Below are 19,870 nucleotides of genomic sequence, written 5' to 3' on the forward strand. Positions count from 1 at the left end.
CCCGGTGCGACGACGAGCACTGCGAGGAGGAACTCGGCATGGAGTCTTCCGAAACGACCCGGGCTGAGCCGTCCGACACGACCGGGATACAGTTCGGCATCTTCACCGTCGGTGACGTCACCACCGACCCCACCACCGGCATCACGCCCACCGAGGCGGAGCGCATCCAGGCCACCGTCGCCATCGCGCGGAAGGCCGAGGAGGTCGGGCTCGACGTCTTCGCCACCGGGGAGCACCACAACCCGCCCTTCGTGCCGTCCTCGCCCACGACGCTGCTCGCCTACATCGCCGCACAGACCGAGCGGATCATCCTGTCGACCTCGACCACGCTGATCACGACCAACGACCCGGTCAAGATCGCCGAGGACTTCAGCGTGCTGCAGCACCTGTCCGGGGGCCGTACGGACATCATGCTGGGCCGCGGGAACACCGGCCCCGTCTATCCCTGGTTCGGGCAGGACATCCGCGACGCCATCCCGCTGACCGTCGAGCACTACGGTCTGCTGCGCCGCCTGTGGCGTGAGGAGGTGGTGGACTGGGAGGGCGAGCTGCGCAGCGCGCTGCAGGGTTTCACCCTCACACCGCGCCCGCTGGACGACATCCCGCCCTTCGTGTGGCACGCCTCCATCCGCACCCCCGAGGTGGCGGAACTGGCCGCCTATTTCGGGGACGGGTTCTTCGCCAATCACATCTTCTGGCCCGCGTCCCACACGAAGTCGATGGTGAGCCTGTACCGCCGGCGGTTCGCGCACTACGGCCACGGCACACCGCAACAGGCCGTCGTGGGCCTGGGCGGGCAGGTGTTCATGCGGCCCAACAGCCAGGACGCGATCGCCGCATTCCGCCCCTATTTCGACAACGCCCCGGTGTACGGCCACGGCCCGTCGCTGGAGGAATTCACGGAACTGACGCCGCTGACGGTCGGATCACCGCAGCAGGTCATCGAGAAGACGCTGAGTTTTCGCGAGTACGTCGGCGACTACCAGCGTCAGCTCTATCTCATCGACCACGCCGGTCTCCCGCTGAAGACGGTGCTGGAACAACTCGACCTGCTCGGCGAAGAGGTGGTGCCGGTCCTTCGCAAGGAGTTCGCGGTGGGCAGGCCGGCCGACGTCCCGCGGGCACCGACCCACCAGTTGCTGCTGCGCGCCGCTGCCCGCGACGGCGAGAGCGGCAGCGCGAACGACAGCGACGAGCCCCGGGCGGCCACCGGTCACAACGAAGAGAATCCGGAAGCGCGATGAAACTCACGATCATCACCGGCGGCCTGCGTGAGCCGTCCTCGACGCGTCTCCTCGCCGACCGGCTGACATCGGCCGTGACCAAGGAACTGGAGAAACTCGGCGAGACGGTCGAGACGTCGTTCGTTGAACTGCGTCCGCTGGCCCACCCCATCATGGACACGATGCTGACCGGATTCACCAGGGAGGCACTGGAGTCGGCGTTCCAGAAGGTCGCGGAGGCGGACGGCGTCATCGCCGTCACGCCCGCCTTCAACGCCTCCTTCAGCGGACTGTTCAAGTCCTTCTTCGACGTGATGCCGGAACAGACCCTCGCGGACATGCCGGTCCTCATCGGCGCGACCGGCGGCACCGAGCGGCACTCCCTGGTCCTCGAACACGCGCTGCGGCCGATGTTCTCCTACCTGCACGCGATCGTCTCCCCCCGGCCCGTCTACGCCGCCACCAGCGACTTCGGCTCGCAGTCGGGGGCGCTGGGCAACCGCATCGACTCCGCCGCCGCCGACTTCGCCCGCCTGCTGAGCGCGTGCGGACCGCGCGCACGGCACGAGTTGATCGATGAGGACCTCGCCTCGATGCAGCGCCTGCTGAGCGACACCTAGGGCCGGGCGCGGCGCCCGGCCCCAGGTGTGGCCTGTCGGGCCGCCACCAGGATCAGCCGTACTGGTCCTGGTGGTACTGGTGGTAGTCGTACAGATGCTGGTACTGCTGCTGGTGCTGTTCCTGTTCCCGGAGCTGGACTTGCTCGGACGGTGTCTTGCTCATGTACCAGCCGTCGACGCGGAGCCCGACGAGGTCGGAGGGCCAGCCCGCCGTCTCGACCGCGGCGTCGTAGACGGCGTCGCCGAACGCCACGATGGCCTTGTGCGGGTCCGCCGTCTCCCTGAGCCTGGACCACGGCAGCAGGATGAGACCGGCGTCGGGATGCCACGCGGCGCCCTCGACACCCCAGGACCGGCCCTCGAGCCCGTCCGGCTGGGGCCAGATGTAGGCGTACATGCCGACGTTCGGCGCATCGGCGTCCCCGAAGGAGAAACCCACCGACACATACGCGTCGAGCTGGGCGTTCTGCTGGAACGGCGGGCGGTGGGGCGGCGGGACGGTGTGCTGCGCCCGCCACCGCGTCGCGGACAGGTCGAACCCGCCCCACATCACCCCGACCCGCGGCCGGTGTCCCAGGAAGGGGGCCTGCCACGCCTCGAGCCCGTCGGCGGCGAGGTTCAACGCGGTCCACATCATGTGGGCGGCGTCGGCATCCCAGCTCCGTACGGCGCGGTCGTCCTCGAAGGTCGGCGGGGCACCCGGGATCTCGCAGATCAGCGAGCTGTGCGGGCGGTGGATGCCGAGCTCGGCCGCCGCGTCGCAGAACGCCTCGTAGAAGGAGGCGACCGACCCGTGGGCCAGCGGCAGCGTGCGCGAACCGCCGTCGGTCTCGATCACCACGTCACCGTCGAGCAGCCGGTAGTGCACCCGGAAGGCCACGCCTCCCAGCCGGAACGTCCGCGTGGAAAGTCCCCGCGGAGTGACGTCCAGGACGATGTTTCCCCAGCCGACTTCAAACGGCTCGTCGAGGGTGTATTTGCCTGCGACCTGCACCACCCGGTTCACGTAGTCGACGGTGGGCGCCAGGTCCTCGTAGACCAGCTCCGGCCATGCGTTACGACGTTCGCTCACGGAGAACCTCCCAGCGTGTGGAGGGAATCGGCGGGAGATCTCCATTCTCGCATGCAGGTCAGAGCCCTGCCTTCCCGAAAAAGATAAGCGAAACCTATAAAGCAATAAGCCCCACCTATCGAACCTTTGGATAAACACCGCCTATCAAGCCATCGAATGCGCTTTTGACTTTTTCCCGCGCATGCGCGCAGACTGCTCCCGCAGCGGGAGTCGGACATTCGCGGACAACGCCGGAGAGTGTCGGCGCACATGCCAGGAGCATATGCAAGGACGCATATGCGAGCAGGTGCCGGTCACGCCCCCTCCCGCCTCGCACCGGGCTCGCTCCCCCTCGTCTCGCGGCATCGCCGTACGGCGCGGACGGCTGCCCGGATCGAACAGAACGAGCACCACTGAGAGGCCCACCGTGCCGATACCACTTGAAGAGGCTCTGGACGAGCAGGTCGCGACAGCGCGGAGCAAGGTCTCCCTGCTCCGCTCTCCCGGACGCTATCTGGTGCTCGCGGCGCTCGCCGGGGCCTTCATCGGTGTGGGCGTCGTCCTGATGGTCATGGTGACCGGCCCGCTCGGCCTGGTGCACTCCCCCTGGGTCAAGCTGATCCAGGGCCTCGTCTTCGGCGTGGCACTGACCCTGGTCATCTTCGCCGGCGGCGAACTGGCCACCAGCAACATGATGACGATGGTCCAGGGCGCCGTCCGCCGCCGCGTGTCGGCCCTCGGCGCGCTGGCCGTCATCGTCGCCTCCCTCCTCGGCAACCTGGTCGGCTCGGTCGTCTTCGCGTGGCTGGTGCACCGCGCCGGCGTGATGGACATCGTGGCGGCCCCCGGCAAGCCGGCGCCCGGCGCGACGATGCTCGGCGGCATGCTGCAGGCGAAGCTGGCGGAGAGCGGCGACGTGCTGTTCTTCCGCGGGATGCTCTGCAACTTCCTGGTCTGCCTGACGGTGTGGATGGGCGTGCGGACCCGCTCCGACGCGGCCAAGCTCGTGCTGATCTTCGCGGGCATCCTGGCCTTCATCGGCTCCGGCTTCGAGCACGTGGTCGCCAACATGACGACGTTCTCGCTGGGCCTCTTCGCGCACGTCCCCGGCGTGACGGTGGGCGCCTTCGCCCACAACCTGCTCTTCGTCGGCCTGGGCAACCTGGTGGGCGGCGGCCTGCTGGTCGGCGCGGCCTACGCCTTCACCTCCCGCCGCAAGCCGGCCCCCGTGCCGCCGGCCCGCAAGACCAAGGAGCTCGACCCGACGCCGTCGGCCCCGGTCCCGGCGGGCGCGAGCGCCTGACATCCCGCGCACAAGCGCCTGAGCCCCGTACGACTGCCGTACGGGGCTCAGGCGCTTGTGGCGCGGACTTACGCGACCTCAAGGTCTGTGCGCCACTGGGCTCTTACGTCGAGTCGACCGTCAACCGGGTGCGCCACCGCACCGCCTGCGGAGCACCCCTCGCCACGGATGGTCCATTCAGGCAAGTGTCCCGCCCGCGCGGCCCGGCCTGCTTGGTGCTTCGAAAGGCGGGTCGAAGGATACGGGCTGCTGGCGATCAGATCAGCTACGCGCCGCATGGCCGTCAAGACTGTTGCGAGACCGCCCGGATGCGGCAGACCGGTCAGGGGAATCCCATGTGCGTCACCGCAGAATCCCGGAAGCCTCACCCGTTGCCCGTGCGCTCACGCGGCCTGTTGAGGCGGACGCGACGCCTGCGACGGGCATGGCTCGTCGGTGCCGCCTTGTCCGCGCTGTGCATCACACCGATGTCCGGCGTCACACCCGTCGCCTCGGCGGTCCAGCTGCCGCAACCCTCCCAACGGGCCTACGTCGTCAACCGACTCGCGTCGACCGTGTCGGTGATCAACACGGCGACGGACACGGTCGTCGCGACGATCTCCGTTCCCGACCGGCCCCAGTACGTGGCAGTGGACCCCGTACGAGCCCGCGCCTATGTGACCAAGGACGACTCGAACAACGTCACGGTGATCGACACCGGCAGCAACACGGTCGTGGGCAGCATCGATGTCGGTGCTGCCCAAGGTGCGGTGGCGGTGGACCCCAATCGGGCACGCGCCTATGTGGCCGTCCTCGGCGTCGGTGTCGCCGTGATCAACACGAAGACCGGCGCGATCGTCGACACCATCCCCGTCGCGGGCGGCCCGAACGTGGTGGCTGTCGACCCCTCTCGTGCACGCGTCGACGTCACGAGCTCCGATGCGGACGAACTGTCGGTGATCAACAGCAACACCAACACGGTCACCGGGACCGTTCCCGTCGGTGACGGGCCGCTCACCGTGGCGGAGGACCCGGTTCACGGTCGCGCCTTCGTGACCAACTTGCAGGCGGACACGGTGTCGGAGGTGGACACCCCTTCCAACAGCGTGACGGCCACCGCTCACTCCGGCAACGGCCCGATCGGAGTGGACGTGGACCCCGCGCTGAATCGCGCGTACGTGGCCAACGGCGGCTCGAACAGCGTGTCCGTGATCAACGTCAACTCCCAGACGGTGAGCACTGTCCCGGTCGGTCAGCAGCCGTTCGGGGTGGGGGTGGACCGGGTCCGGCATCGCATCTACGTCACCAACGCCTTGTCCGACACGGTTTCGGTGATCAGCGCCAGCCACATCGTGGTCGCCACCATCCCTGTCGGCTACCAGCCCAGCGGAATCGCAGTGGTGAGCTGACCCCTGCGTCTTGATCCGAGCGAGTGGGCGGTGGTGGCGACCCCGACGCGGCACCCACCGCTCTCGCGTCTCCGCAGCTCACATCGTTTCTGCACGGGTGACTGCTGGTGGGGCGGGTGGGACTCGAACCCACGGCCGACGGATTATGAGTCCGCTGCTCTAACCGGCTGAGCTACCGCCCCATAGCGGCGTGTCGCGTACATGTGTGCGCGCCGTCTGCCGCAGCATAGCCGCTCATACGATCTCCTGCTTCGGATGGTCGGCTTCCGCGGCCCTTCATGGCCTTGAGGACCGCGCCGCGGGCGTGACGGTTCCACCGGACATGAAAAAGGACCCCTGAGGGGTCCTCGTTCAACAAGCTCCCCCGACTGGACTCGAACCAGTAACCTGCCGGTTAACAGCCGGCTGCTCTGCCAATTGAGCTACGGAGGACCGAGCTCCCCCGACTGGACTCGAACCAGTAACCTGCCGGTTAACAGCCGGCTGCTCTGCCAATTGAGCTACGGAGGAATGCCTCGTTGCATCGAACGCACCTACCTGGCTGTTCGCCGGGGGGCGCGCGCTCGCTGCGACACATACATTAGCGCAAGCAGGGGGGTGCTCCGCCAATCGGTACTCCCCTGCCCCCGACCCCGGACCACAGAACGACCGCAGACCTACGCAAGGAAAGGTGGCCGCCATGCGCTACCGGCTCACGTTCGTCGCCGGACTCGCCGTGGGATACGTGCTGGGCGCGAAGGCCGGGCGCGAGCGCTACGAGTTGCTGAAGAAGTCCGCCCGGCGGATCGCGGAGAACCCCGCCGTCCGCAACACGGCGGAGGCGGCGGCCCAGCAGGGGCTGCGGATCGCGGGCGGGGCCGCCCACACGGTGGGCGACAAGGTCACGGACCACCTTCCCGACTCGGTGACCCGGCGCGTCCGTTCCCTGCGCGAGCGCAACCCGTACGGCACCGACGAGGACGACTGGGGCACCAGCAACACCTAGCGCCCCGCCCCTACCCGCCGCCTTTGGCCAAAGCAGGCCCCGCGCTACGGCAGAATTTGCGCCATGGGGATAGTCGCCGGGTTGGACAGCTCGCCCGATTTCACTCGCATCATCGTCTGCGACACGGACACCGGGGCCGTGATCCGGCAGGGCTATGCGCCGCACCCGGTGGAGAACTCCGAGGGCGGCCGCCCCGCCGACGTCGATCCGCAGGCCTGGCTGCTGTCCCTGGGCGAGGCCGCCGGCGGCGGTCTCCTGGAGGGCGTGCAGGCCATCGGCGTCTCCGCGCAGGCGAACGCGCTGATCCCGCTCGACGCCCAGGGCAACACCGTGCGGCCCGCGATGGTCGGCGGCGACAAGCGGGCGCAGGTCGCGGCGGCCGACCTCATCGACGGGCTCGGCGGACGCGAGGCGTGGGCGCAGGCGGTGGGCTGTGTGCCCCAGGCCGCCCGGCCGGTGACCAAGCTGCGCTGGCTCGCCAAGAACGAACCCGAGAACGCGCTCCGTACGGCGGGCCTGCTCCAGGCCCACGACTGGCTGGTGTGGCAGCTGCTCGGCCGGCCGGGCAGGCGGACCACGGACCGCGGCGGCGCGTCCGGGACCGGGTACTGGTCCGCCGCCACCGGCGGCTACCGGCCCGACCTGGTCGAGCTGGCGCTCGGTCACCAGGCCATGCTGCCCGAGGTTCTCGGCCCGGCGGACGCGGCCGGTACGACGCCGGAGGGGCTGCTGATCTCCGCCGGCACCGGCGAGACCATGGCCGCCGCCTTCGGGCTCGGCATCGGGCTGGGCGACGCCGTCGTGTCACTGGGGGCCTCCGGGTCCGTGATGGCCGTACACCCCGAGGCGCTCGCCGACCAGAGCGGGATGATCACGTCGCTGGCCGACGCCACCGGCATGCATCTGCCCGTCGTGACCACCCTGAACGCCGTACGGGCCCTGCGCGGCACCGCCGAACTCCTCGGGGTGCCCGACCTGGAGAGCCTGTCCGACCTGGCCATGAAGTCGACCCCGGGGGCGCACGGGCTGGTGCTGCTGCCCTATCTGGAGGGCGAGCGGACGCCGAATCTGCCGCACACCGCCGGGACGCTCGCCGGGCTGCGTCGTGAGTCGATGAAGCCGGAGCACCTGGCGCGGGCGGCCTTCGAGGGCATGCTGTGCGGGCTCGCGGACGCGCTGGACGTGCTGCGTGGCCGGGGCGTGGAGGTGCGGCGCGTCTTCCTGCTCGGCCCGGCCGCCGAGCTGGCCGCCGTGCAGGCGGCGGCGCCCCCGCTCTTCGGCGCGCAGGTCGTCGTACCGCAGCCCGCCGACTACGCCGCACTCGGCGCCGCCCGGCAGGCCGCCTGGGCGCTCGGCGTCTCCCAGGGCACCCTCGACCCGCGCACCCCGCCCGTCTGGCAGGACCCCGCCGCCCAGGTCCTGGATCCGGGGGACGAGCTCGCGGTGGGCCAGGCGGTGCGGCAGCAGTACGTGTCCGTGCGGGAGCAGACCCATCCGGGGGCCTTGCGGGCGTAGCCGTCCGGGGCGTGGCGGGCGCAGGACCCGCCCCGCCCCCGGCAGGGCCCGTGGCCGCAAGACGTAGGGCCCGAGGCCGACTTGGGGTCGGTCCTTGTTCCGCTGTTGGGTTAATCGGTTGAGGTAACACGGGTGGAGTGTCGGACGATAGGGGCCAAGGACCCATCGATCGCCCCATCGCCGACTCCGAGAGACGCAGCGTGCTCATACGACTTCTACGGGCCTATCTCAGGCCGTACAAAAAACCCATAGCGCTCCTGGTCCTGCTGCAGTTCCTGCAGACCTGCGCCACCCTCTACCTGCCCACGCTGAACGCCGACATCATCGACAACGGTGTCGTGAAGGGCGACACGGGCTACATCCTGTCCTTCGGTGCGCTGATGATCGGCGTCTCGCTGGCGCAGGTCGTGTGCAACATCGGTGCCGTGTACTTCGGCGCCCGGACCGCGTCGGCGCTCGGCCGGGACGTGCGCCGGGCCGTCTTCGACCGCGTGCAGTCCTTCTCCGCGCGGGAAGTGGGCCACTTCGGCGCGCCGTCGCTCATCACCCGTACGACCAATGACGTACAGCAGGTTCAGATGCTGGTCCTGCTGTCGTTCACGCTGATGGTGTCGGCGCCCATCATGTGCGTGGGCGGTATCGTCCTGGCACTCGGCCTTGATGTGCCCCTGACCGGAGTGCTGGCCGCGGTGGTGCCGGTGCTGGGCATCTGCGTGACGCTGATCGTGCGCCGGCTGCGCCCGCTGTTCCGCGCCATGCAGGTCCGCCTGGACACGGTGAACCGGGTGCTGCGCGAGCAGATCACCGGCAACCGGGTCATCCGCGCCTTCGTCCGGGACGAGTACGAGAAGGGCCGCTTCGGGAAGGCGAACACCGAACTCACCGAGATGCAGCTGGCCACCGGTCAGATGCTCGCGCTGATGTTCCCGGTCGTGATGACGGTGGTGAACCTGTCGTCGATCGCGGTCGTGTGGTTCGGCGCGCACCGCATCGCCAGCGGCGGGATGGCGATCGGCGATCTGACCGCGTTCCTCGCCTACCTGATGCAGATCGTCATGTCCGTGATGATGGCGACCTTCATGTTCATGATGGTGCCGCGCGCGGAGGTGTGCGCCGAGCGCATCCAGGAGGTCCTGGGGACCGAGTCCAGCGTGGTGCCGCCCGTCGCCCCGGTCACGGAGCTGCGCCGCCACGGTCACCTGGAGATCCGCGGCGCCGGGTTCCGCTACCCGGGTGCCGAGGAGCCCGTCCTGAAGGGCATCGACCTGATCGCGCGCCCGGGTGAGACGACGGCCGTGATCGGCTCCACGGGCAGCGGCAAGTCGACGCTGCTCGGGCTGGTCCCGCGGCTGTTCGACGCGACCGACGGCGAGGTGCTCGTGGACGGAATCGGTGTGGCGAGCGTGGCCCCCGAGCTGCTCGCGAAGACGGTCGGGCTGGTGCCGCAGAAGCCGTACCTGTTCGCGGGCACGGTGGCGACCAACCTGCGTTACGGCAATCCGGACGCCACCGACGAGGAGCTCTGGCAGGCGCTGGAGGTGGCGCAGGGCAAGGACTTCGTGCGGAAGCTGGAGGGCGGCCTGAACGCGCCGATCGCGCAGGGCGGCACGAACGTCTCCGGCGGTCAGCGCCAGCGGCTCGCCATCGCCCGTACGCTCGTGCAGCGCCCGGAGATCTACCTCTTCGACGACTCCTTCTCCGCCCTCGACTACGCCACCGACGCGGCCCTGCGCGCGGCGCTCGCCCGCGAGACCGCCGAGGCGACGGTCGTGATCGTCGCCCAGCGCGTGGCGACCATCCGGGACGCCGACCGGATCGTGGTCCTGGACGAGGGCCGGGTCGTGGGCACCGGACGCCACCGGGAGCTCATGGCCGACAACGAGACCTACCGGGAGATCGTGCTCTCCCAGCTCACGGAAGCGGAGGCTGCCTGATGGCCGGGCCCATGGGACGCATGATGGCCGGGGGCGGCCCCGACCAGCGCTCGATGGACTTCAAGGGGTCGGGCAAACGCCTCGTCGCCCGGTTCAGGCCCGAGCGCCTCACTCTCTACACGCTGCTGACGTGCGTGGTCGTCAGCGTGGCCCTCAACGTGATCGGCCCGAAGATCCTCGGCAAGGCCACCGACCTGGTCTTCTCCGGCATCGTCGGGCGGCGGATGCCGGCCGGTGCGAGCAAGGAGCAGGTGCTCCAGGCGATGCGCGCGCGGGGCGACGGCGCCATCGCGGACATGCTGAAGAGCACCGACTTCACCCCGGGCAAGGGCATCGACTTCGGCGCGGTCGGCAGCGTGCTGCTGCTCGCGACGGGCATCTTCCTGCTGGCCGGTCTGCTGATGGCGGTGGCGACGCGGCTGGTGAACCGGACCGTGAACCGCACGATGTACCGGATGCGCCAGGACGTGCAGGCGAAGATGTCGCGGCTGCCGCTGTCGTACTTCGACCGGCGCCAGCGCGGCGAGGTGCTCTCCCGGGCCACCAACGACATCGACAACATCGGCCAGACGCTCCAGCAGTCGATGGGGCAGCTCATCAACGCGGTGCTGACCGTCATCGGTGTGCTCGCGATGATGTTCTACGTCTCCTGGATCCTGGCGCTGGTCGCCCTCGTCACGGTCCCGCTGTCGGCCGTCGTCGCCACCCGCGTCGGCAAGCGCTCGCAGCCGCACTTCGTCGAGCAGTGGCGCACCACCGGCAAGCTGAACGCGCACATCGAGGAGATGTACACCGGGCACACCCTGGTGAAGGTGTTCGGACGCCAGGAGCAGTCGGCGCAGGCGTTCGCCGAGCAGAACGACGCGCTGTACGAGGCCGGGTTCAGGGCGCAGTTCAACAGCGGGGTGATGCAGCCGCTGATGATGTTCGTGTCGAACATCAACTACGTGCTGGTGGCGGTGGTCGGCGGTCTGCGGGTCGCGTCCGGCGCGCTGTCCATCGGTGACGTGCAGGCCTTCATCCAGTACTCGCGGCAGTTCTCGATGCCTCTGACCCAGGTCGCCTCGATGGCGAACCTGGTGCAGTCGGGCGTCGCCTCGGCCGAGCGGATCTTCGAACTCCTGGACGCGGAGGAGCAGGAGGCGGATCCGGTGCCGGGCGAGCGGCCGGCGGAGCTGCGCGGGCGGGTGGCGCTGGAGGGCGTGTCCTTCCGGTACGACCCCGAGAAGCCGCTGATCGAGGACCTGTCGCTGAAGGTCGAGCCGGGTCACACGGTCGCGATCGTCGGCCCGACCGGCGCGGGAAAGACCACACTGGTCAATCTGCTCATGCGGTTCTACGACGTCTCCGGCGGGCGCATCACCCTCGACGGCGTCGACATCGCGAAGATGTCGAGGGACGAACTCCGGTCCGGGATCGGCATGGTGCTGCAGGACACCTGGCTGTTCGGCGGCACGATCGCGGAGAACATCGCGTACGGCGCCGCGCGCCAGGTCACCCGGGGCGAGATCGAGGAGGCCGCGCGGGCCGCGCACGCCGACCGGTTCGTCCGTACGCTGCCCGACGGCTACGACACCGTGATCGACGACGAGGGCATGGGCGTCAGCGCCGGCGAGAAGCAGCTCATCACGATCGCGCGGGCGTTCCTGTCCGACCCGGTCATCCTGGTGCTGGACGAGGCGACGAGCTCCGTCGACACCCGGACCGAGGTGCTGATCCAGAAGGCGATGGCCAAACTGGCGCACGGGCGTACGTCGTTCGTCATCGCGCACCGGCTGTCGACCATCCGGGACGCCGACACGATCCTGGTGATGGAGAACGGCTCGATCGTCGAACAGGGCACGCACACGGATCTGTTGGCCGCGGACGGTGCCTACGCACGGCTGTACAAGGCGCAGTTCGCGCAGGCGGTGGCCGAGGTCGACTGACCGTACGCCGTCGTCCAGGGGGCCGCTCGCTTCGGCGAGCGGCCCCTTCTCAGTCCAGGTAGCCGCGCAACTGGTCCGCGAACGCGTGGTCGCGGAGCTTGTTCAGGGTCTTGGACTCGATCTGGCGGATCCGCTCCCGGGTGACGCCGAAGATGCGCCCTATCTCCTCCAGGGTGCGCGGGCGGCCGTCGGCGAGTCCGTACCGCAGCTGGACGACCTTCCGCTCGCGCTCCCCCAGCGTCGACAGCACCGCCTCCAGGTGCTCGCGCAGCAGCAGGAAGGCCGCGGACTCGACGGGGCTGGCGGCGTCGCCGTCCTCGATGAGGTCACCGAGGGCGACGTCCTCCTCCTCGCCGACGGGTGCGTGCAGCGAGACGGGTTCCTGGGCGAGCCGCAGCACCTCGCTGACCCGCTCGGGCGGCAGGTCGAGATGGGCGGCGACCTCGGCCGGCGTGGGCTCGTAGCCGCGCTCCTGGAGCATGCGGCGCTGGACGCGCACGACCCGGTTGATCAGCTCGACGACGTGCACGGGGACGCGAATGGTGCGGGCCTGGTCGGCCAGGGCGCGGGACATGGCCTGCCGGATCCACCAGGTGGCGTACGTCGAGAACTTGTAGCCGCGGGCGTAGTCGAACTTCTCGACCGCCCTGATCAGCCCGAGGTTTCCCTCCTGCACCAGATCCAGCATGGTCAGCCCGCGCCCGACGTACCGCTTGGCGACGGAGACCACGAGTCGCAGGTTGGCCTCGATGAGCCGGCGCTTGGCCATCCGTCCCATGACGACCAACCGGTCCAGGTCGAGGGCGAGTTCGCAGTCCAGGTCGGGGGTGGTGACCAGTTTCTCCTCGGCGAACAGACCGGCTTCGACCCGGCGGGCGAGGTCGACCTCCTCGGCCGCGGTGAGCAGCGGGATGCGGCCGATCTCGCGCAGGTACTGGCGGAACAGGTCCGAGGAGGGGCTGCCGGTCTCGGTGCGGGCGGCGGCCGGTCCGGCGACGGGCTCGGGGGCCTCGGGGGCGGCGAGCGCCTCGGCGGGCGGCTGCGCGGCCGCCACGTCGACCGACTCCACCGGGTCCGCCGGCTGCGGGGGTACGTCCATGAAGACGCCGGTCGCGGCATCCGTCCCGGGGGCAGGCGCGTCCTGCGTGTCCATGTCGGTCTGGGTGAGGGTCTGGGTCTGCACGGGAGCGACCTCCAGGATGATCGCTGCCAAGGTGTGCGGCAGCGGTACTTCGGGAGCGGAGTCGACGGCCTCGCCGCTGTCCGTCCCGTACGTGTTGAGCGGAACCGCGGGGATCAGGGATCCGTGGGGGACGGACCGGCCGCGCTCCGAGGACTCAGGCACCGCAACCCAGTGTGGGGTAAGACACACAGCCGCCACGAGGGGCGTGCGGTGACTTTTTGCGTCCGGTCCGTGACCGCGTGGTTACTCAGTCGTCCCGCGGTGGGCTCAGAGAGCCGACGCGCCGCGCTCCCGCAGCGCCTGTCCGTACTGCTGCAGCACCCACAACTCGTTCTGGACGGACGCCAGATGGGCGGGATCGCCGCCCGTTCCGAGGCGGGTGAGGGTGCTCTGCACCTCCTGGATGCGGCGGTCCACGGCGCGGCGGCGGACCCAGACCAGCTGTTCGCCCGCATAGGCCTCGTCGACCGTGCGGCGCATGATCGCCTCGACCGCCAGCTCCGTCACCATCGCGCGCACGGTGTCGTCGGGAGCCGCGTCGCGGACGCTGATCAGGTACTCCTGCGGGTCCTGTACGCCGTACTCGGCGCCGCCCGTCTCCATGATCGCCTGGCGTACGGCCGCGTACGGGGCGGCGGTGAACTCGTCGATGCCGTACGCGTCGAACGCCGGGGACACCAACTCCGGCCGCTGGAGGGCGAGTTTGAGCAGCTCGCGTTCCGTGGCGTACACCGGGTTGCGCAGGTTGAGGGCCGGCCCGGACGCGGCGGGGCGTGCGGGCGCCGCCTCGTACTGCTGCGGACCACGCGCCGGCGCCGGGCCCTTGCCGCCGCGCTCGCGGGCCCAACGGGCCAGCTGGGCCACCCGCTTGACCACGAACTGGGTGTCCAGGATGCCGAGCATGCCGGCCAGCTCGACCGCGACCTCGTGCTGGGCGCCGCTGTTCTTGATGCGGGCGACGATCGGTGCCGCCTCGTCCAGGGCGGCCGCGCGGCCGGCCGGGGTGTTCAGGTCGTAGCGGGCGACGATCTGGCGGAGCGCGAACTCGAAGAGCGGCGTGCGGGGTTCGGTCAGGTCGGCCACCGCCTCGTCGCCCTTCGCCAGGCGCAGCTCGCAGGGGTCCATGCCGTCCGGCGCGATGGCGATGTACGTCTCGGCGGCGAACTTCTGATCGTCCTCGAAGGCGCGCAGGGCCGCCTTCTGGCCGGCCGCGTCGCCGTCGAAGGTGAAGATGACACGTGCCGATCCGTTGTCCATCAGCAGGCGGCGCAGGATCTTGATGTGGTCGCCGCCGAAGGCCGTACCGCAGGTCGCGATCGCGGTCGTGACGCCCGCGAGGTGGCAGGCCATCACGTCGGTGTAGCCCTCGACGACCACCGCGCGGCTGGCCTTCGCGATCTCCTTCTTGGCCAGGTCGATGCCGTACAGCACCTGGCTCTTGCGGTAGATCGGCGTCTCGGGGGTGTTCAGGTACTTCGGGCCGTTGTCGGCCTCGTACAGCTTGCGCGCGCCGAAGCCGACGACCTCGCCGCCGATGTCGCGGATCGGCCACATCAGGCGGCCGCGGAAGCGGTCGATGGGGCCGCGGCGGCCCTCCTGGGACAGGCCGGAGAGGGTCAGCTCCTTGTCGGTGAAGCCCTTGCCGCGCAGGTAGCGGGTGAGGTGGTCCCAGCCCTGGGGGCTGTAGCCGACGCCGAAGTGCACGGCGGCGGCCTGGTCGAAGCCGCGCTCGGCGAGGAAGATCCGGCCGGTCTCGGCCTCGGGGCTGGTGGCGAGCTGCTCGGCGTACCACTGCGCCGCGATCTTGTGGGCCTCGACCAGGCGGATCCGCTCGCCGCGCTGGTGGGCCGGGTTGTAGCCGCCCTCCTCGTAGCGCAGCGTGATGCCGGCCTGGGCGGCGAGGCGCTCGACCGCCTCCGAGAAGGAGAGGTGGTCGACCTTCATCACGAACGTGATGGTGTCGCCGCCCTCCTGGCAGCCGAAGCAGTGGAAGAGCCCCTTGCTCGGGCTGACCTGGAAGGAGGGCGACTTCTCGTCGTGGAACGGGCACAGCCCCTTGAGGTTGCCGCCGCCCGCGTTGCGCAGCTGGAGGTACTCGGACACCACGGCGTCGATCGGGACCGCGTCCCGTACCGCCTTCACGTCCTCGTCGTTGATCCGTCCTGCCACGCAGCGATTCTACGGGGCGCAGCCGACACCCTCGGGTGCGTCACGCGTCTCGGCGCTCAGGAGACGAGGCCGGCGAGCGGAACGTGCGGGTCCGCCAGGGCCTCCGTGTCCACCTGGGCCCCGGAGCGGATGAGCCGCTGGATCGGATCTGTGACGTCCCACACGTTCACGTTCATTCCGGCCAGCACGCGCCCCTCCTTCAGCCAGAAGGCGATGAACTCCCGCTTGCCCGCGTCCCCGCGGATCACCACCTCGTCGTACGACCCCGGCGGCGCCCACCCGCTGTACTCCATCCCCAGGTCGTACTGGTCGGAGAAGAAGTAGGGCACGCGGTCGTAGGCGACGTCCTTGCCGAGCATCGCGCGGGCCGCCGCGGGGCCGCCGTTGAGCGCGTTCGCCCAGTGGTCGACCCGCAGCCGGGTGTCGAAGAGGGCCGACGGGAGGGAGGCGACGTCGCCGGCCGCGTGGATGTCGGGGTCGGAGGTGCACAGCCGCTCGTCGACCGCGATGCCGCCGCCCTCGGCCCGGTCGGCGAGCGCGAGGCCCGCGGCCTCCGCCAGCCCCGTGCGCGGAGCGGCGCCGATCGCCGCCAGCACGTCGTGCGCCGGGTGCTCCTCGCCGTCGTCGGTGCGGGCGGCGAGCACCACGCCGTCCTGGCCGACGATCTCGGCGAGGCAGACGCCGAAGTGGAAGCGGACGCCGTGCTCGCGGTGCAGCTCGGCGAAGAGGTTGCCGAGCTCGGGCCCGAGCACGCCGTACAGCGGGGTCGGCTCGGGCTCGATCACCGTGACCTCGGCGCCGTACTCGCGGGCCGCCGCCGCGACCTCCAGGCCGATCCAGCCGGCGCCCGCGATCACGAGGTGGCCGTTGTCCCGGCCGAGCGAGGCCAGCACGCCCTTGAGCCGCTCGGCGTGGGCGAGGCGGCGCAGGTGGTGCACGCCGGCGAGGCCCGTGCCGGGGACGTCGAGGCGGCGGGGCTCGGCGCCGGTGGCGAGGAGGAGCTTGTCGTAGTGGACGAGGGTGCCGTCGTCGCCGAGGCGGACCGTCTTCGCCTCGCGGTTGATCGCGTCGACGGTCTGGCCGAGATGCAGCTCGATGTCGTTCTGCGCGTACCAGGCCGGCTCGTGCACGAAGACGCTGTCGCGCTCCTCCTTGCCGAGGAGGTAGCCCTTGGACAGCGGCGGGCGTTCGTAGGGGTGGTCGCGTTCGTCGCAGATCAGTATCACGCGCCCGGTGAAGCCCTCCGTACGCAGCGTCTCGGCTGCCTTGGCTCCCGCCAGGCCCCCTCCGACGATGACGAATGTCTGATCCGCGTCGACCACTTGATGCCTCCTCGTCAGCGTGCCGCCACATGCGAGCGTCCCGCACAGAGCGTGATGCGGGAAGGGGGAGTGACCCGATCAGGCCACGGAGGGTCACGTTCCCGTCCCACGCGCCTCGTCAGTCCCACGTCCCGGTCATGCACGTCCTGTCAGGCGCGCGTGCAGGGAGCGGGCGGAGGCGTCGGTGAGGGAGGCTATCTGATCGACGATCACACGCTTACGGGCGTGGTCGTCCCGCGCCGCGTCGAACAGCGCGCGGAACTGCGGGTCCAGGCCGTCGGGAGCGCGCGCGGTGAGCGCCTCGGCCAGTTCGGCGACGACGATGCGCTGGTCGGCGCGGAGCCGCTCCTGCTCGGCGCGCTGCATGACGTACCGGTCGGCGACCGCCTTGAGGACCGCGCACTCCATACGGGTCTCCCGCGGTACGACGAGTTCGGCGCCGTAGCGCGTGAGCCGCCCGCTGCCGTACGCCTCGCGCGTGGCGCCCTCCGCGGCCAGGCAGAAGCGGCCGATGAGCTGGCTGGTGGCGTCCTTGAGGCGGGCCTGCGCGACCGCCGTGCCGTCGTACCCGTGCGGCCACCACTCCTCGTCCTGGAGCCGGTCGAGGGCGGCGGCGAGCTCGGCCGGGTCGGTGCCGGCCGGGACGTACCGCCCGACGGCCACCGCGAAGACCTCCTGCCGCTCGGGCTCGGCGTGCAGGCAGTTGGGGTCGATGTGGCCGGCGTGCAGGCCGTCCTCGACGTCGTGCACCGAGTACGCCACGTCGTCCGACCAGTCCATGACCTGGGCCTCGAAGCACGTGCGCGTGCCGGGGGCCTCCTTGCGGACCCAGTCGAAGACCGGCCGGTCGTCCTCGTACACACCGAACTTGGGCGACGCCGGGTCGGTGGGGTGGCCGCCGAGCGGCCAGGGGTACTTGGTGGCGGCGTCGAGGGCGGCGCGGGTCAGGTTGAGGCCGACGGAGCCCTCTTCGGTGAAGCGCTTGGGCTCGATGCGGGTCAGGAGCCTGAGCGACTGGGCGTTGCCCTCGAAGCCGCCGCAGTCCTCGGCGAACTCGTTGAGGGCCTGCTCGCCGTTGTGCCCGAAGGGCGGGTGCCCCAGGTCGTGGGAGAGACAGGCCGCCTCGACCAGGTCCGGATCGCAGCCGAGGGCCGCGCCCAGCTCGCGGCCGATCTGGGCGCACTCCAGGGAGTGGGTGAGCCGGGTGCGGGGGCTGGCGTCCCAGGCGGTGACGCTGCGCTCGCCGGGCGTGACGACCTGGGTCTTGCCCGCGAGGCGACGGAGCGCCGCGCTGTGCAGGATGCGGGCGCGGTCGCGTTGGAAGGCGGTGCGGCCTGGGCGTTTGTCCGGCTCGGGTGCCCAGCGGGCGGCTGACGCCGGGTCGTAGCCGGAATGCGGTGCGGGTGCCATGGTTCGACAGTAAGCGTCGGCTGTGACGATCGGGTGCTGCCGTGCGCCTGCTCGTCTGCCGGGTTCTGTTTTCGGGCGGGTGCGGGTTTGCTGTCGCTGGGCGCGCAGTTCCCCGCGCCCCTCAGGCAACCGCAGTCACCGGGGTTGCGCATACCTGGTCGTAGCGGTGCAGGATCAGGTGGGTCATCGCCTCGTGGGTGCCCAGGGGGGCCGAGGCTATCCACGGGGCCGCCTTCGCGCACTCGGTGGAGAAGCGGCCGGGGGCCGTGAAGCAGGACGCGACCGCTACCCGGTGGCGGCCGCGGGCGGCCAGTTGGCGCAGGGCTCCGCGGACCGTCGGCTCGGCGGCGGAGGCGTAGGCGGGGATGACCGGGACGCCCAGGCGGGTCGCGAGGAGGCGGGCCGTGCGGCGGGTGTCGGCCGCCGAGTCGGGGTCGCGGGAGCCGGCGGCGGCCAGGACCACCGCGTGCGTACGGAGCGTGGCCTCGTCCGCGCCGGCGGGCCAGCCGGCCTCGACGAGGCGGTCGTACAGGGTCTCCACGAGCAGCGGGTGCGGCCCGAGCGGCGGGGCCACGCGCGCGGGTACGCCGGAGGCGGCGACCATCTCCGGGATGTCCCGCTTGACGTGGTGGCCGCGGCTGAGGAGCAGCGGGACGAGTACGGCGGGGGTGTTGCCGAGGCGGGCGAGGGTGTCGGGGAGTCGCGGCTCGTCGAGCTCGATGTGTCCGAGGCGCACGGGGAGGGCGGGGCGCAGCGTGCTGACCCGGTCGGCGAGCGCGCGGACGGTGCGCAGCGCGCGCGGGTCGCGGCTGCCGTGCGCCACGAGGACGAGCGCGGGCGGCCTGGGGCGGCGCCTGCCGTCGAGCGAGACGAGGCGGAGCTGTCCGGCCAGTCGGCTGCCGATGCTGTTCATGAGGTGCGCGGTGCTGGAGAGGTCGAGGGGGGACTCGTCGCGAGGAGGGTTCGCCGCCGTCATGGAACGATCCTGGCGGCCGGAGATTGCGCCGCCGTTGCGTGGTGGTGACAGGTATTTTCCGGGGGTTCACGGCGGGGGTCCGCACCGCGTGAGCCGAACCGGATCACCGTACGCCGCGTCTTCGATGGTCGAGCCGACCTGGGACCGCTGGGGGGACCGTATGAAGATCCACCGACCGCGCCTGCCGAGATCGCGTACGGGCCGACGGCGCCTGGTGCAGGCCGTGATGGCCGGATGCGTGCTGGCGCTTCTTCCGGCGACGTGGCTGTTCGTGTCGACGGCCGGCCGGCTGGGGACGGCCGCGGACGCACCGCGCACCGACGTCGCCGTCGTCTTCGGCGCGGGCCTGTGGGACGGCGAGCCGTCGCCGTACCTCGCGCACCGCCTGGACGCGGCGGCACGGCTGTACCGCGCGGGCCGGATCGAGGTCGTCCTCGTCACCGGCGACAACAGCCGCAGGGACTACGACGAGCCGGACGCCATGCGCACCTATCTGACGCGGCACGGCGTCCCGGGGGCGCGCATCGTCAGCGACTACGCCGGCTTCGCCACCTGGGACTCCTGCGCCCGCGCGAAGAGGGTCTTCGGCGTCGACCGGGCCGTCCTGATCAGCCAGGGCTTCCACATCCGGCGGGCGGTCGCCCTGTGCGAGGCGGCGGGCGTCGACGCGTACGGCATCGGTGTCGCCGACAAGCACGACGTCACCTGGTACTACGGCGGCACCCGCGAGGTCTTCGCGGCGGGCAAGGCGGCCCTGGACGCGCTGTTTCGTCCGGACCCGCACTTCCTCGGGCCGAGGGAGCCGGGGGTGCGGCGGGCGCTGGCCGCCGGCCGGTGAGGGCGGGGCCTCACGGCGGGCGGTG

At 70.8% G+C, this 19,870-nt stretch carries 15 protein-coding genes and 3 tRNA genes; 9 read left to right on the top strand and 9 right to left on the bottom strand.

Annotated elements, in window-relative coordinates:
* The first annotated feature begins 86 nt into the window (after window positions 1-86).
* Window positions 87-1,244 carry an LLM class flavin-dependent oxidoreductase gene (locus tag ABZ910_RS27130; RefSeq protein WP_361369750.1) on the top strand — a complete coding sequence of 386 codons (1,158 nt, stop codon included), beginning with the start codon at window positions 87-89 and terminating at the stop codon, window positions 1,242-1,244.
* Complete coding sequence (locus tag ABZ910_RS27135; RefSeq protein WP_361369703.1) at window positions 1,241-1,843, top strand: CE1759 family FMN reductase; 603 nt, start codon at window positions 1,241-1,243, stop codon at window positions 1,841-1,843. The genes ABZ910_RS27130 and ABZ910_RS27135 overlap by 4 nt, the downstream gene beginning before the upstream one ends.
* Before the next feature lie 52 nt (window positions 1,844-1,895).
* Here the strand turns inward: ABZ910_RS27135 and ABZ910_RS27140 are convergent, their stop codons facing one another.
* Window positions 1,896-2,915, bottom strand: a complete 1,020-nt coding sequence (locus tag ABZ910_RS27140; RefSeq protein ID WP_361369705.1) for a DUF5996 family protein — start codon at window positions 2,913-2,915, stop codon at window positions 1,896-1,898.
* Window positions 2,916-3,321: 406 nt separating this feature from the next.
* Here ABZ910_RS27140 and ABZ910_RS27145 point away from each other — a divergent pair, with 406 nt between their 5' ends.
* Together ABZ910_RS27145 and ABZ910_RS27150 are read left to right on the top strand one after the other, a co-directional pair.
* Window positions 3,322-4,197, top strand: coding sequence for a formate/nitrite transporter family protein (locus ABZ910_RS27145; RefSeq protein ID WP_361369706.1), 876 nt, complete (start codon window positions 3,322-3,324; stop codon window positions 4,195-4,197).
* Between the two features lie 185 nt (window positions 4,198-4,382).
* On the top strand, window positions 4,383-5,585 hold the full coding sequence (locus ABZ910_RS27150) for a YncE family protein (protein ID WP_361369708.1): 1,203 nt from the start codon (window positions 4,383-4,385) through the stop codon (window positions 5,583-5,585).
* A 105-nt stretch (window positions 5,586-5,690) separates the two neighbouring features.
* Here the strand turns inward: ABZ910_RS27150 and ABZ910_RS27155 are convergent.
* The 3 genes from ABZ910_RS27155 to ABZ910_RS27165 form a co-directional block, all read right to left on the bottom strand.
* Window positions 5,691-5,767 (bottom strand) — tRNA-Ile (locus ABZ910_RS27155).
* A gap of 177 nt (window positions 5,768-5,944) precedes the next feature.
* A tRNA-Asn gene (locus ABZ910_RS27160) sits at window positions 5,945-6,017 on the bottom strand.
* A gap of 5 nt (window positions 6,018-6,022) precedes the next feature.
* Window positions 6,023-6,095 (bottom strand) — tRNA-Asn (locus ABZ910_RS27165).
* A 169-nt stretch (window positions 6,096-6,264) separates the two neighbouring features.
* Here ABZ910_RS27165 and ABZ910_RS27170 point away from each other — a divergent pair.
* The 4 genes from ABZ910_RS27170 (at window position 6,265) to ABZ910_RS27185 (ending at window position 11,947) form a co-directional block, all read left to right on the top strand.
* Window positions 6,265-6,570, top strand: a complete 306-nt coding sequence (locus tag ABZ910_RS27170; RefSeq protein ID WP_361369710.1) for a YtxH domain-containing protein — start codon at window positions 6,265-6,267, stop codon at window positions 6,568-6,570.
* Between the two features lie 63 nt (window positions 6,571-6,633).
* On the top strand, window positions 6,634-8,085 hold the full coding sequence (locus tag ABZ910_RS27175; protein ID WP_361369712.1) for an FGGY family carbohydrate kinase: 1,452 nt from the start codon (window positions 6,634-6,636) through the stop codon (window positions 8,083-8,085).
* Between the two features lie 200 nt (window positions 8,086-8,285).
* A complete protein-coding gene (locus tag ABZ910_RS27180) occupies window positions 8,286-10,019 on the top strand; it encodes an ABC transporter ATP-binding protein (protein ID WP_361369714.1) in 1,734 nt (577 codons plus the stop codon).
* Window positions 10,019-11,947 carry an ABC transporter ATP-binding protein gene (locus tag ABZ910_RS27185; RefSeq protein WP_361369716.1) on the top strand — a complete coding sequence of 643 codons (1,929 nt, stop codon included), beginning with the start codon at window positions 10,019-10,021 and terminating at the stop codon, window positions 11,945-11,947. Before ABZ910_RS27180 ends, ABZ910_RS27185 begins: the two co-directional genes overlap by 1 nt.
* A 49-nt stretch (window positions 11,948-11,996) precedes the next feature.
* On the opposite strand, the gene ABZ910_RS27190 is transcribed toward ABZ910_RS27185, so the two are convergent.
* From ABZ910_RS27190 to ABZ910_RS27210, 5 genes are all read right to left on the bottom strand, one after another.
* The gene (locus tag ABZ910_RS27190) at window positions 11,997-13,292 is read right to left on the bottom strand and encodes an RNA polymerase sigma factor (RefSeq protein ID WP_361369717.1); all 1,296 of its coding nucleotides are present in this window, start codon (window positions 13,290-13,292) and stop codon (window positions 11,997-11,999) included.
* 105 nt (window positions 13,293-13,397) lie between these two features.
* Window positions 13,398-15,299, bottom strand: a complete 1,902-nt coding sequence (dnaG, locus tag ABZ910_RS27195) for a DNA primase (protein ID WP_361369719.1) — start codon at window positions 15,297-15,299, stop codon at window positions 13,398-13,400.
* Window positions 15,300-15,355: 56 nt separating this feature from the next.
* On the bottom strand, window positions 15,356-16,621 hold the full coding sequence (locus ABZ910_RS27200; protein ID WP_361369720.1) for an FAD-dependent oxidoreductase: 1,266 nt from the start codon (window positions 16,619-16,621) through the stop codon (window positions 15,356-15,358).
* A 135-nt stretch (window positions 16,622-16,756) separates the two neighbouring features.
* The gene (locus ABZ910_RS27205; protein ID WP_361369722.1) at window positions 16,757-18,031 is read right to left on the bottom strand and encodes a deoxyguanosinetriphosphate triphosphohydrolase; all 1,275 of its coding nucleotides are present in this window, start codon (window positions 18,029-18,031) and stop codon (window positions 16,757-16,759) included.
* A 121-nt stretch (window positions 18,032-18,152) separates the two neighbouring features.
* Window positions 18,153-19,007, bottom strand: a complete 855-nt coding sequence (locus ABZ910_RS27210; protein ID WP_361369724.1) for a sirohydrochlorin chelatase — start codon at window positions 19,005-19,007, stop codon at window positions 18,153-18,155.
* Window positions 19,008-19,167: 160 nt separating this feature from the next.
* Here ABZ910_RS27210 and ABZ910_RS27215 point away from each other — a divergent pair, with 160 nt between their 5' ends.
* Window positions 19,168-19,845 (top strand): ElyC/SanA/YdcF family protein, encoded by a 678-nt coding sequence (locus tag ABZ910_RS27215; RefSeq protein WP_361369725.1) that lies wholly within the window; start codon window positions 19,168-19,170, stop codon window positions 19,843-19,845.
* Window positions 19,846-19,870 lie beyond the last annotated feature (25 nt).

It is taken from the genome of Streptomyces sp. NPDC046805, assembly GCF_040645355.1.
Classification (GTDB): domain Bacteria; phylum Actinomycetota; class Actinomycetes; order Streptomycetales; family Streptomycetaceae; genus Streptomyces.